The sequence below is a fragment of the Nitrosospira sp. Nl5 genome, from assembly GCF_900102495.1.
In the GTDB taxonomy this organism is placed as follows: Bacteria; Pseudomonadota; Gammaproteobacteria; order Burkholderiales; family Nitrosomonadaceae; genus Nitrosospira.
The window spans coordinates 69,383-83,981 of record NZ_FMVQ01000004.1; the positions used below are offsets into that span (position 1 = coordinate 69,383).

Annotated in this window: 4 protein-coding genes; 3 read left to right on the forward strand and 1 reads right to left on the reverse strand. The window is 61.2% G+C overall.

All coding sequences use genetic code 11. From position 1 onward, the window contains the following. Positions 1 to 128: 128 nt before the first annotated feature. Positions 129 to 3,659 (reverse strand): DUF748 domain-containing protein, encoded by a 3,531-nt coding sequence (locus BLP45_RS05595; protein WP_090370635.1) that lies wholly within the window; start codon positions 3,657 to 3,659, stop codon positions 129 to 131. A 574-nt stretch (positions 3,660 to 4,233) separates the two neighbouring features. On the opposite strand from BLP45_RS05595, the gene treS reads away from it, so the two are divergent. From treS to BLP45_RS05610, 3 genes are read left to right on the forward strand one after another with little or no spacing between them, the layout of a single operon-like run. Continuing rightward, positions 4,234 to 7,560 carry a maltose alpha-D-glucosyltransferase gene (gene treS, locus BLP45_RS05600; RefSeq protein ID WP_090370940.1) on the forward strand — a complete coding sequence of 1,109 codons (3,327 nt, stop codon included), beginning with the start codon at positions 4,234 to 4,236 and terminating at the stop codon, positions 7,558 to 7,560. A gap of 52 nt (positions 7,561 to 7,612) precedes the next feature. Further along, on the forward strand, positions 7,613 to 9,421 hold the full coding sequence (gene treZ / locus BLP45_RS05605) for a malto-oligosyltrehalose trehalohydrolase (protein ID WP_090370637.1): 1,809 nt from the start codon (positions 7,613 to 7,615) through the stop codon (positions 9,419 to 9,421). Beyond that, the gene (locus BLP45_RS05610) at positions 9,418 to 14,562 is read left to right on the forward strand and encodes a malto-oligosyltrehalose synthase (protein WP_090370638.1); all 5,145 of its coding nucleotides are present in this window, start codon (positions 9,418 to 9,420) and stop codon (positions 14,560 to 14,562) included. Before treZ ends, BLP45_RS05610 begins: the two co-directional genes overlap by 4 nt. The last annotated feature ends 37 nt before the right edge of the window (positions 14,563 to 14,599 follow it).

Genomic DNA, 14,599 nt, shown 5'->3' on the forward strand with positions numbered 1-14,599 from the left:
CAACTCCCCCGTTATTAGGAGCATTTGACGGAATATTGAAGACTCGCGTGACAAACTAAGGTTGACACGGCGTAATGCGCTTTGCTTATTACGCCCTACACCTACACCTCACCATGTTGATCATTGGATCAGGATTCGCCAGCCGCTACGTCAAGCGACAGTTCGACGGCAACTGGCGTGCCGGGTTCGCCGGACACCTGGGTGAGCTCTCCCGATATCACACGTTTGCTGTCGATACCCGCTTTCAGCAGCACGTCAATGATGGCTTGCGCCCTGCTTTTGCCCAGCGATTGCAGTGCGTCATCGGGTAGCGGCTGGAGCTCCACCAGGTGCTCGAACAGGGCTTCGTAGAATGCGCGGTCCTCGCTGCCACGTCCAAACAGCCCGAGTAGTGCGTTGACACGGTCAGGCTGGCGGCCGCTCCGTTTCGCGTAATCGTCCGCAAACTTCTTGATCGCGTTGCCGCCGGCACGTTCGGCCAGCAGCTTTTCCAGCGCTTTCTGAACATCGGCATCCCCGTACGCAATGAGTCCCAGATCCTCTTCGGCCTCTCCGCCCTCTTTCCTGACGCCCGTGGCAATCGCCAGCTCATGGCGGACGCGCTCGCTGCGCAGATGCTGTCCATCGCGCTTTGCATCGTACGATCCCCGCACCACCACTCCGATCTTTGGCCGCTTCTTCAAGGCCTCCACCAGGATATCCAGTTGCTCGCGCTGGGCTGGCGCGATCTCGTCGCTACCCGGTTCGAATTCCACTTTGCGAAGTTTCTCGGCGTCTGACTCGCCCAACAACCCGGCGAGCATGCGGAACGGCGAAGTCACGACGCGGCGAATCACGTTTGCAAGCGCCCCGCGTATGACTGTTCCATAGTCGAATGTCGGGTTGCCCACATCGCCCTCCACCGGTACCGCAAGCTTTATCCTGCCGTCCGGTCCCTTCAGCAGCGCAATGGCCAGGTCGAGCGGGAGGTCGAGTGCATTTGGCGCCTCGATCCGCTCGCCGAGTTTGAAATCGGCGAGCATTATTGTGTTCTCGCCCGCAAGCTTTCCGTCCACGATTTTATAGTTCAGAGTAAGCCAGAGTTTGCCCGACGCAATTTTCCTCCCGGCAAAAGTAGCTGAGTATGCCGATAGCGGCGGCATTTCGATGTTTTCAAAATTCGCCTCGATATCGAGAAATTTTTTCGGATCCCTGGGTATCAGCGCGCCTGCGGCGCTCGCTTCCCCGTAAGCTTCCACCTGTCCGGTCAGTGCAATTTCAGCCCGGGTCTGCCGCGCCGACGAGATTCCCACAATTGCGCCGTCAAGCGCATGCACATGAGTGGAGAACGGCAGCACCAGGCTCAGATCAGCGAAGTCGAGTGCCCCGTTCACAATCTGGACCTGGCCGATTTCAGCCGGAAAGGGCGAGCCATCCTGGCTTCGTGCCGATTTGCCAGCCGGCTTTTCTGGTGGCTTTTCCGCTGGTGATAGCTGATTTGCCGCAGCTTCCTCCGAAGGGCTATTCTTTAGCACCTGGTTGAGATTGACGCTTCTGTCCTCGCCGATAAGGAGCTTCATGCCAGGCTCGACCAGACGCACTTCCTTGATCGCAAGCCGATTGGGGGAAAGGCTTAGCGCGATTTTTTTTGCGGAAAGCGATTTCCAGGCAATGAGGCGTTCCTCCGTGCCGGCTTCGTTCAGACGCAAATTATGGATACTTGCATTGCCTTGAACTGTCATCGACGGCGTGGCATCGGAACGATAGCCCAGTTCCGCCGAGACTGCGACGTTTCCTGATTTCAGATCCAGCGTTGCGTGGCGCGCCACGAGCGGACGCAACGGTTCAAGCGGGATGCCTGTCGCGTCGAACTTGCCGCGCGCTTGTCCGAAGTCTTGCTGGAGGGTGCCGCCGCCATTGACAACGCCCTGCTCACCAATGCGAAGCTCGGTTGCAAAAACAATCGGCGATTCGCTCGCACTGTCGATATTCTCGGCCGCAACGGATACCACCTTGATGTCATAGGAAATGGGAGGGGTAAAGCCACGGTCGGCCAGGTGGACACCCAGTTGCTTCAGTTCCACTGATCCCACCCGGTATTTCCAGGGAGCATCCGCCGGAACAGCGGAAACAGTATCCGGTGGCCGGGAAACTTCTTTCGATTTTGAGCCTGCCCCAAGCGCCAGTTGCAACAGGTCCACTGGCCCGCCGGGGCCTCGGGTGATTGCAACGTCGCCGTGGCTTATCGTAACTTCCTCCACCAGCGCGGTGCGCGCGCCCATATCCAGCCGGCCGCCGGTCAGACTGAAGGAGTCCAGTGTCGCCAGCGGTGCCGTATCAGCCGCATCAGCGGTACCGGCCACGGTCGGCGCCACCGCAATATTATTTACCGCCAGCTGTATCCCTTCCACGGCGCCTTGGGCTGGATCGGCGCCGGCCGCCATGTCAAGCCTGAATTTGCTATTTACCGCTCCTGCCCGGAAAACGATAGCCGGCGACGATGCGTGATGAGAATACGCAAGCGCGAGCCTTTCAATAACGGCGTTTTCCACTCGCACGCGCCACGGTCGCTTTGCGTCCTCCACGGCGGCGGTGCTATCCGGGACCACGGCATCTCCATTGGCCGCTCCCTCATTCGCCCTGGGCGCGGGGTTTGCCGTCACGACCAGGCTCTGCCAGTCGAGAGCGCCGTCACTGGCAACACTTGCGCTCAGTTTACCGTCGGAAACCGTTAGTCTCGGCACAACAAGTTCTCGCTTATCGAGAGCAAAGCGCGCATCGCTGACGCGGAAACTGCGCAGCGCAAGCAACGCCGGGCTGCCGCCGGGCGGCGCAATGAGAAGATCCGATATTTCCGCCTGGATTTCGTCCAGGCCGAGCGTGGCCTTACCCTGTTGGTAAGAAAAATCGTAGCGGCCGGCGAGTGCGAATTCACCGCGCGGCTCGGCCATTCGCAGTTCGTCCCGCAAAAACTGCCATGCGGTCGCGAGTTTCATCCCCTTGATGCTGAACTCCCCGCTCGAAGCCAGCGGGTGCAGCGTCAGGCTGCCCTTCCACGCCAATGAAGCGCCTGCGGGCAGGCTTGCCGCCAGGATATAACGTCCTTCCCGATCGGGAATCGTGCTAAAACCGGTAAGCTCGAGGTTGATGGGCGCGAACGCCGTGCTCGCCGGGGTTGCGTCCGAGAGATCATTGAAACTGATGCTGCTGTCGCTTACCATCACATGCTCGAATACGATGCTTGGAGGGGGTTGATCCGGCCGCTCCGGCTCCTCCGGCCCCTGCAGGCGTTTTACCAGTTCCATGACGTTGAGGCGCCCTTCCCTGTCAATCTCCAGCCGAAGATCGAGTTTCTCCGTGCGAAACTCCGCGAATGTCCACGCACCCCGGAAAATACTCGACAGCTCGAAGTCAATGACAAGACGCTTGAATTTCAGCATGGCGTTCTCGCCGGTTCCGTCAAGCTGAAAATCCGACACGTCGAGTATGAACAGATAAGGATTGATGCGAATCTCGCCGACACTTGCGCGCTGCCCAAGATGCTGCTCCGCATAGCGTGGCAGGTTACGCTCAAGCAGGTAAGGAGCAAGCAGGAAACCGCCAAGCGTATAGATGACGAACAGCGCTGCGGCTGCCCACACTATTTTGCTGGCGGCGGCTCGAGCAAAAATCTTTTTCATGTTGAGCCTATGAATACGTTCAAAGTATCGACGGCACGCAAACGTAAGCGATTTTATATGCCACTATGCGGTTTTCGGCAGGATGGGGTGGAGTCAGGCGCAACCCGCCATTCGGCTTGTCTCCCGCTGGCTGCGTCCCGATGTAGCAGAAGCGCTCCCAGGGGTAACCACGGCATTGAGGCGAAGTGGGATCGAAGGACAAAGGGAATTGGCGTGTGGAAGGTTCGCCGGAAGCAATCAACCAGGACGCCAGGAAAACGAAATCCCGCTTCGCCGCACGAACGCGGCCTCTGCCTGATGGTTATCCTGAAGAAAAGGAATCGGAAGGTCTGTACGATATGACACAGACTCTCCCCTGGATACATTCAAGAATACCGTTCTTGTCGTGATCGGGGAAAAGCCAATGACGGATGCGGGGCTGCGTTTTCTCCTTCCAGCGGAAGGGCGCCTGGTTTCCCGGGATCCGCCGCGAATTTCGAGTAATGAATAGGAATAGTACATAATGGAATCTTTTGGCGGTGCTGCGCAGACTGTGCCAGCCACCGATTCCTCCGATAAAGAAAGAAAACACGCTATGGAACAGGAAGAAGATCCGCTGTGGTACAAGGATGCAATCATTTACGAGTTGCACGTCAAGACGTTCTTTGACAGCAATGGTGACGGCGTCGGGGATTTTCCAGGCTTGATCTCCAAGCTCGACTATCTGCAGGAGCTCGGGGTGAACACGCTGTGGCTATTGCCATTCTATCCGTCGCCGGGACGTGATGACGGCTACGATATCGCCGACTATCACAACGTCCATCCAGCCGTCGGCGAGATGGTGGACTTCCACAAATTCATCGACGAAGCGCATCGCCGCGGTTTGCGCGTGATCACCGAGCTGGTCATCAACCACACCTCGGATCAACATCCCTGGTTCCAGGCGGCGCGGCGTTCGCCGCCGGGTTCGAGCAAGCGGGACTACTATGTATGGAGCAACGACACTTCCAAATACAGTGGAACACGCAGCATCTTCACCGACACCGAGAGTTCCAACTGGGCATGGGATGAGGAAGCGCAAGCCTATTACTGGCACCGCTTTTTCTGGCACCAGCCGGACCTGAATTTTGCCAATCCGCATGTATTCAGGGCCATTATGCACGTGATGGGGTTCTGGCTCGACGCAGGCGTGGACGGCATGCGACTGGACGCAATGCCCTACTTGTGCGAGCGCGAGGGCACCAACAGCGAGAACCTGCCGGAGACCCACGCGGTGATCAAGAGCATGCGCGCCGAACTGGACAAACGCTACCGCAACCGCATGTTTCTGGCGGAGGCGAATCAGTGGCCGGAGGATGTGCGCGAGTATTTTGGCGATGGCGACGAATGCCATATGGCCTTTCACTTTCCACTCATGCCGCGCATGTACATGGCAATTGCGCAGGAGGACCGCCACCCGATCGTGGAGATCATGGAGCAGACGCCGGACATTCCGGACAACTGCCAATGGGGGGTGTTTCTGCGGAACCACGACGAACTGACCCTGGAGATGGTCACCGATCGCGAGCGCGACTATCTCCACCAGACATACGCGATTGATCCCCAGGCGCGCCTCAACCTCGGCATCCGCCGCCGGCTCGCACCCCTGCTGGACAACGACCGCCACCGCATTGAACTGATGAATCTGCTGCTCATGACCATGCCCGGCTCGCCGATTCTCTATTACGGTGATGAAATCGGCATGGGCGATAATCTCCTGCTCGGCGATCGCAATGGTGTCCGCACGCCCATGCAGTGGCGCGGAGGAACCAACGGCGGATTTTCCACCGCTGATTCCGACCAGCTATTTCTACCGCCCATCGTTGATCCCGTATATGGCTTCGCGGCAGTGAACGTGGAGTCGCAGCACCGCAATTCCTTTTCCCTGCTCAACTGGATGCGGCGGGTGATCGCGGTGCGCAAGGCGCACCGCGCCTTCGGTCGCGGCACGTTGAGTTTCCTCCGGCCGGGTAACCGCAAAATCCTTGCCTATCTGCGCGAGTACGAGGATGAAATAATTCTTTGCGTGGCTAATCTTGCGCGATCGCCGCAGGCGGTGGAACTTGACCTGAGCCTGTTCAAAGGCAGAGTGCCGGTGGAACTGGTGGGGCGCAGCAAATTTCCCCCCATCGGGGAATTGCCGTACCTGCTCACCTTGAGCGGCCATGGGTTTTATGCCTTCCGCCTGGCGACCGATGTGGAAGCGCCGGCGTGGCACGAGGAGCGCCCGATATCTCCGGACCTGCCGGTGCTGATACTGGTGGAGACAGGATGGCGCACTTTCTTTGCCCGCGCGGACGACAGCGAAAGCGTGAACCAGTTGATGGTGCGCCGCGCGCGGGACCAGCTGGAGCGGCAGATCATCCCGCGCTTCCTCCGTTCCCAGCCGTGGTTCGTGGACAGGAATGCGGCGGTGGAGAAATTCGAATTTGGCGAGATGCGGGAATGGTCGGTTGAATCCGGCAACTGGCTGCTGGCCATCGTCCGGTTATCGTTGCCCAATGGCGAAGTGCATCGCTACGCCGTCCCGCTGGCGCTGGCATGGGAAGACGAAGACGAGGGTGGCCGTATCAGCGCGCTGCTGCATGCCACGCTTGCCAAAGTGCGGCGGCGTGCCCGAATGGGAGTGCTGTTCGACGCATTCTGGGACGATGCCTTCTGCTGCGCTGTGGTAGCGGGCATGGAGCAAGGTGCGGCGCTGGAGTTTGGCGACGGGCAATTGCGGTTCAAGGCCACCAGTGCCTTTCCCGGCTGCGCCCCGGGGGGTGCGGCAACGGTGACACGCACTGTGTCCGAGCGTGGACGCCCGCTGGTTAACCTGAACGATCAACTGGTGCTGAAGGGCTACCGCTGGCTGCTCGCGGGTGTCCACCCGGAACTGGAAATATCGCGGTTTCTCACGGAGACCGCGAAATTCAGTCACATGGCGCAACTGGCGGGCACCGTGGAGTACGTGGATAGCGAAGGACACTGCTCAACCCTGGCGATCCTGGAATGCTACGCGAAGAACCAGGGCAGCGCCTGGACCTATACGCTGGACTACCTGGAGCGATACCTGGACGAGTGCCGCACCCGGCCGGCGCGCCCTCTGGATGCGCGCCATGCCGCTTATATGGACCTGATTAAAACGTTGGGCCTGCGCACGGCGGAATTTCACCAGGCGCTCGCGCTGCCCGATACTCCAGGAGCCACCGGGGCCTTTGGCACCGAGCCAATCACGGCGGAGGATATTGCCGGGTGGGTGAACGGCGTGCGTGCGCAGATGGATGCGATGTATGCGTCACTGGGAGCGGAACTGCCGCGGCTGACCGACGCGGAGCGGTTATTGGGCAACAGCCTGGTGGCGGCGCGGCCGCGATTCCGCCGGCGCATCATGAGTGCGGCGGCGGTATCCCTGGACGCGATGAAAGCACGCTGTCACGGTGACTACTATCTCGGCCAGGTGTTGTTGTCAAATAACGATTTCCTAATCGCCAACTATGGCGGCGACCCTGAGCTGGCCTGGCCCGAACGCCGGCAGAAACACACGCCCCTGCGTGATGTGGCGGGCATGTTATTCTCATTTTCGGAGGTGGCGGCAGCGGCGCTGGATCAGGTGCACATCGCGGCGGATTCCCCCGAAACAACCGCGGCGCTGCGGCAGCATGCGGATAACTGGCAGGCGCTGGCAAATCGCGAGTTCTTCAAGAGCTACCGCAGGGCGATGAAGGGGCATGCCTTGTTTCCTTCCGATGTGCGGGTCGCGGAAAGGCTGGTCACACTGTTCATGGTGGAAAGGGCGGCCGCCAGCCTGAGCATTGCCCTGGCGCAACGCTCGAAAGCAATCGGCGCCGCCATGCAAGGACTGATCCAGCTAAGCCAGCTGATGCAGCGGAAAAAATAGGCGGTGACGTTGAGCAGTGAAGAGGAGCACCTTGCTTACACGATCGCATGATATGCCCTACGGGGCGCAGTTGACGGCACAGGGCGTGCGCTTTCGCCTTTGGGCGCCGGACTGCGAGCAAGTGGCGTTGTGCATCGGCCGGCAAGAACCCCAACACGAGCTGGTACTGCCAATGGACGCATGTGGCGGCGGCTGGTTCGAGCTCATCACTTCGCGCGCCGGTGCGGGGACGCGCTATCGTTTCGAGGTGAACGAAGGCCTGCGTGTCCCGGACCCGGCCTCGCGCTTCAATCCGGACGACGTGCATGGCGCAAGTGAAGTGATCGACCCGGCCGGCTTCAAGTGGCAGGACGCGGAATGGCATGGCCGCGCATGGGAAGAAGCCGTGATCTACGAATTGCACGTGGGGACGTTCTCGCCTGAAGGGACCTTCGCGGGGGTAATTGAACGGCTCGACTACCTCGCGGAACTCGGCGTGACGGCGATCGAGCTGATGCCGGTGGCCGATTTTCCCGGTGCGCGCAACTGGGGTTATGACGGCGTGCTACCCTACGCCCCGGATAGCCGTTACGGCCGCCCGGACGATCTCAAGTCCTTGATTCAGGCCGCCCATGCGAAGGGCCTGATGGTGCTGCTGGACGTGGTCTACAATCACTTCGGGCCGGAAGGAAATTATCTCCACGTTTACGCGAAAAAATTCTTTACGGAGCATCACCACACCCCGTGGGGCGCAGCACTCAATTTCGACGCGCCGGGTAGCCGGGACGTGCGCGAATTCTTCATCCATAATGCGGAATATTGGCTGCGCGAGTACCACTTCGACGGCCTGCGGCTGGACGCGGTGCATGCGATCATCGACGACTCCGCGCCGCACCTTCTCACCGAGCTGGCGACACGCGTGCATGCCGGCATCGACCACGAACGGCAGGTGCACCTGATCCTGGAGAACGACGCCAACGAGGCGCGCTATCTCGGCCACGGCCACGGGCAGTATATCGCCCAGTGGAATGACGACTTTCACCATGCGCTGCATGTCCTCGCTACCGGTGAAACGGATGGGTACTACGTCGACTACGCTGACATGCCGATTGGCCGTCTCGGACGCTGCATGGCCGAAGGATACGCCTACCAGGGAGAGGCATCCCCCTACCGCGATCACGCAGCGCGCGGCGAAGCGAGCGCGCATCTTCCGCCCCAAGCCTTCGTGTCCTTCCTGCAGTGTCACGACCAAGTAGGCAATCGCGCTTTCGGCGAGCGCATTACCCGCATCGCGCCAGAGCCTGCGGTACGCGCGGCAGCGGCCGTCTACCTGCTGGCCCCTGGCATTCCCATGCTGTTCATGGGCGAGGAGTTCGCCGCAAAATCGCCTTTTCAGTTCTTCTGCGACTTCAGCGGTGACCTGCGCGAAGCGGTGACGCAAGGACGGCGGCGCGAATTTGCCAGGTTTGCGCGCTTTGCCGACCCTGCGACGCAAGCAGCCATACCGGACCCGAATACGGCGCAAACTTTTCTTGACTCAAAACTCGACTGGGCTTCTCTCGGGGACGAGGCGCAGGCGGGCTGGCTGGCATATTACCGGCACCTTTTGAAGCAGCGGCAGGAAGTGATCGTGCCGCGCCTGCGCGGGACGGGAGGAGGTGCGGCGCAATTCGAGGTGATTGCACCGGGCGGCTTGCGCGTGCAATGGCAGCTGGGCGACGGTTCGATGTTGCGGCTGCTGGCAAATTTTTCGAGTGAGGTGGTTTGCGCAGCCGTGCCAGCGGGAGAGACAGTGTTCGTCTCATCTATGGAAGCGGCAAAAGGCATGCTCGATCCGTGGTCCGTGGTGTGGACGCTCGAAGCCCGGAAAGGAAAACCATGAGCAACCCGCTCGATCAACTATGCGACCTGCATGGCGTGTTGCCCCGGTACAGTGATAACTGGGGCAATGCCTATGCTACTTCCGAAGCCGCGAAGCGCGCATTGCTTGCCGCCATGGGGGTGGCCGCCAACACTGAAGAAGAGGTCCACGCATCCCTGCGCGCTTTCGAGCACCGCAAATGGGAGCGGCCGATGCCGCCGGTACAGGTCGTGCGCGAACCGGCGCGACCGTATCGCGTCCCCATTGCTCTGCCCCTGAGCGAGGATAAACTGGCCTACCGCTGGTGTCTGCGCAGGGAATCGGGCGCCGAGGACCGGGGTGAATTCGTTCCGGCCGCGCTGGAAGATGCGGAGCGCTGCCATCTCGACGGCCGGGAATTCGTGCGGCGGGTGCTGGCGCTGGATCTCGCGGTGGAACCGGGCTATCACCATTTTTCGATTGAACGCGCGGATGGTGGACGCGGCCTCAATGGCGACATGTCGTTCATCGTCGCACCCCTCGCCTGCTATGAGCCACCGGCGATCCAGGAGCGCGTGTGGGGGTTTGCGGCCCAACTCTACGGCATCCGCTCCGAACGCAACTATGGCATGGGAGACTTCGGCGACCTGCGCCAACTGGTCGAATTCTGCGCTGAAGCCGGCGCCAGCACGCTGCTGCTCAATCCGCTTCATGCGCTGTTTCCGGACGCGCCGGAGCATGTAACCCCGTACAGTCCCTCCAGCCGCGCCTGGTTCAATACGCTTTACCTCGACGTGGAAGCGCTCCTCGATTCCGGCGAGTGCGAGGAGGCGCGCGCACTGGTGCTTGCGCCGCAATTCCAGGCGCAACTGCGTGCGCTTCGTGCCATGGAACAGGTGGATTACCGCGGTGTCGCGGAGGTGAAGTCGAAAGTCTTTGAGTGCCTGTACCGGCATTTCCGCATCGGGCACTTGCCCCATAACACCCCCCAGGCACAGGATTTCCGCGCCTTTCAAGCCGAACATGGCGAGGGCCTGCGCAAGCAGGCGCTGTTCGACGCGTTGCAGGAGTATTTCCGGACACAGGACAACGCGGTGTGGGGCTGGCCCGCTTGGCCGGAAGCCTACCGCGACCAGCACGCGCCGGAGGTGAGGGCATTTTGCGAGGCGCATCTGGACCGGGTGGAATACTTCGAATACCTGCAATGGCACGCTTTCAGGCAACTAGGCGCGGCCGGCACGCGTTCGCGGGAGCTGGGGCTCAGCGTAGGCCTGATGTTCGACCTGGCGGTCGGCGTGGCGGAAGGCGGCGGCGCGACCTGGTCACGGCGCGAACTCTATGCACTCGGCGTTAATATTGGCGCGCCGCCCGACGCGTTCAACCGTCTCGGCCAGGACTGGGGACTGCCGCCCTGGATTCCCCATCAGCTCACTGCCGCGGCTTATGTGCCTTTCATTGAGCTGCTGCGTGCCAACATGCGCGATTCGGGGGCGCTGCGCGTCGACCACATCATGGGTCTGCGCCGCCTGTTCTGGGTCGCGCGCAGCCTGCCCGCCGCGGAAGGCGCCTATGTGCTGTATCCGTTCGAGGATCTGCTGGGCATTCTCGCCCTGGAGAGCCAGCGCAATCGCTGCCTGGTAGTGGGTGAGGATCTGGGCACCGTCCCCGATGAAGTACGTCAAGCCTTGCAGCCGATGAACGTGATGTCGACGCGCCTGCTGTATTTCGAGCGGCGCGACGACGGCCGGCTGAAGCCGCCGCAAGAGTATCCGGCGAATGCGGTGGCTGCGGTAACCACCCATGACCTACCCACACTGGCCGGATTCTGGCAGGGCCTGGATATCGACCTGCGTCACGAGCGCCATCTGTTTCCTGACGACGAAGCACGGAATCAGCAGATCGTTGAACGCGCCGCCGACCGCGCGCAGCTGCTGGTGGCGCTGGAGAGCGAAGGTGTGTTGCCATCAGGCAGCGGCCTGCATCAGGTCGGTTTCCCCGAGATGACGGCGGAACTGGCGGCGGCAGTGTACACATACCTGGCGCGGGCACCGTCCAAGCTGCTGCTGGTACAGATGGAAGACGGTTTCGGGGTGCGCGAGCAGCCGAATCTGCCGGGCACGGTGGAGCCGGCCTACCCTTGCTGGCGGCTCAAGTTGCCGCTCAATCTGGAAGAGTGGCGCGGCAGTGCCTATTTGCAGGGAATATTGCTTGCGCTGCGCCAGGAACGGCCGGTGTTGCGTACGCCGGAATCCGCCGGGGGCATGGTCACCGAGGGCGTGAAGCTGTGGATCCCCCGGGCAACCTACCGGCTGCAATTGAATCGCGACTTCAATCTGGGGCAGGCGACGGAGTTGATTCCGTATCTGGACGAATTGGGGATCAGCCACTGTTACCTGTCGCCGCTGCTCAAGGCGCGCCCCGGCAGCCGCCACGGTTATGACATCACCGATCACAGCAGCCTCAATCCGGAGATCGCCGGCGCCGAGGACTTCGAACAGTTCGTTGCCGCATTAAAACGCCGGGGTATGGGCCAGATCATGGACATGGTGCCCAATCACATGAGCATCACCGGCGCCGATAACGGCTGGTGGCTGGACGTGCTGGAAAACGGCCCGGCATCACGATTTGCCAGCTACTTCGACATCGACTGGTACCTGATCGCGGAGTACTTGCCGGGCCGTGTGCTGCTGCCGGTACTCGGCGACCACTACGGCACAATCCTGGAGAACGGCGAACTCAAGCTCGCGTTCGACCCCGCCCAGGGGGCATTCAGCGTGTTCTATTACGAGCACCGTTTCCCGGTGGACCCGCGAGAGTATCCCCGCATCCTTGGCCACGGCCTGGAGCGCCTGCGGATACGGCTGGGCGAAGAGCATCCGGAGTTTCTGGAGCTGCAATCCCTCATCACCGCCTTTAGCCACCTGCCATCACGCGACGGCATATCGGCCGAGGCGGTTGCGGAACGCGCGCGCGACAAGGAAATGCACAAGCATCACCTGGCCTCGCTCTTCATGAGCAGCGCCGATATTGCCCAATTCGTCCAGGAGAATGTGGCGGCGTTCAATGGCACGGCGCCGGACACGGCAAATTTTGATCCGCTGCACGAACTGCTCGAGGCCCAGGCATACCGCCTGGCTTTCTGGCGCGCGGCAGCGGACGAGATCAACTATCGCCGCTTCTTCGACATCAATGATCTCGCGGCGCTGCGCATGGACAACCCCGAGGTGTTCGAAAACACACACCGGCTGGTGCGCGAGTTGCTGGCGCGCGGCCAGGTGAATGGGCTGCGCATCGATCATCCGGATGGTTTATACGCACCGAAGGAATACTTCGAGCGCTTGCAGGCAATGGCGGCGGAACTTTCCGCCGGGCTGGCGGAGGCAGACCGCAAACCGCTGTATGTGGTGGTGGAAAAGATTCTTGCTTCCCATGAACATCTTCCGGAATCATGGCCGATCCATGGAACCACGGGTTACAACTTCCTGGCGGTGTGCAGCGGCCTGTTTGTCGATGGCGGGGCCGCTGACCATTTCACCCGCATCTATCAAGGTTTCATCCGGGCGCGCCCCAACCCGGACGAGGTCGTACGCGCGAACAAGCACCTGATCATGGAAACCTCGCTGGCGGGTGAACTCCAGGTGCTGGCCACCCAGTTGGCGCGCATTGCGAAAGGCGACCGCCGCACCTGCGACTTCACCTTCAACAGCCAGCGCAGCGCGCTAGCCGAAATTGTGGCGAGCTTTCCGGTTTACCGCACCTATGCTGCCGATTGCGAGACGTCGGCAGAAGACATTCGTTATGTCGATTGGGCAGTGGGGGTGGCAAAAAAGCGCAGCCAGGCCGCGGATACCAGCATTTTCGATTTTGTGCGCGATGTCCTGCTGGCGCGACAGACTCGGGGGAAGAGCGAGGCATACCGGAACGCGGTGTGCGCCTTCGCCATGAAGTTTCAGCAGTACAGCAGCCCGGTGATGGCCAAGGCAATGGAGGATACAACCTTCTACCAGTACAACCGCCTGGTGTCCCTGAACGAAGTCGGAGGCGAGCCGTATCGCTTCGGCGTATCGCTCGCGGCATTCCACCGGGAAAATCAGGAGCGCGCGCGCCGCTGGCCGCACGCGATGCTGGCCACTTCGACCCACGACAACAAGCGGTCGGAGGATGTGCGTGCGCGCATCAACGCGCTCTCCGAGATGCCGGACCAGTGGAACCAGGCGCTATCGCGCTGGAGCAAGCTCAACCACAGCAAGCGCCGCAAGATGGATACAGAGCATGCGCCGAGCCGCAACGACGAGTATCTGCTATACCAGACGCTGCTGGGGGTATGGCCCTTCGAGCCGCCGGATGCGGCGGGCCTGGCCAAACTTTGCGAGCGCGTAGGCGTCTACATGCTGAAGGCCGGGCGTGAGGCGAAGGTGCATAGCTCGTGGATCAATCCGAATACTGAATACGAGGACGGGACACAAGGTTTCGTACGCGCACTGCTCTCCCCCGAGCCTGCCAACCTGTTTCTGCGTGATTTTTTGCCATTCCAGGAGCGGATTGCGCGTGTGGGCGCTTTCAGCAGCCTGTCGCAATTGCTGCTCAAACTCACGTCACCGGGAGTGCCGGATATCTACCAGGGCAACGAGGTATGGGACTTCAGCCTGGTGGACCCGGACAACCGGCGGGCGGTGGATTATTCGGCACGGCATGCGGCCCTGGAAAAGATCAGGGCCATGGATGCCAGTGAGGGCGCGGCGGTTTGCGCGCGGCGCCTGATCGAGGACCTGCCGGATGGCCGGATCAAGCTCTATCTGACCTGGAAGACACTCACACTCCGGCGCGAGTGCGAGCAACTCTTCCGTGACGGCGACTACCTGCCGCTGAAAGCACACGGTGAACGTGCGCAGCACGTGTGCGCCTTCGCCCGGCATCACGGAGACGAGACCGTATTGGTTGTCGTGCCGCGCCTGCTTGGCGGGCTCATGGGAGAAGACGGCCAGGCTCCGTCCGGCCAGCTCGCGTGGGGCGATACCTGGCTCGAACTGCCGCCGGAGCGTATGCACGGGCAGTGGACCAACACGCTGACCGGCGAGGTCCTTGACCCGCCGGCGCCACGTGAAGCCCATGGATTCGCGCTGGCGCGGCTGTTCGAGACGTTTCCCTATGCGCTGCTGCGGGCGCATCAGGCAGGGATATGACGCATTATCGCAAAAACCTGCGCGTTATCTGCAATCC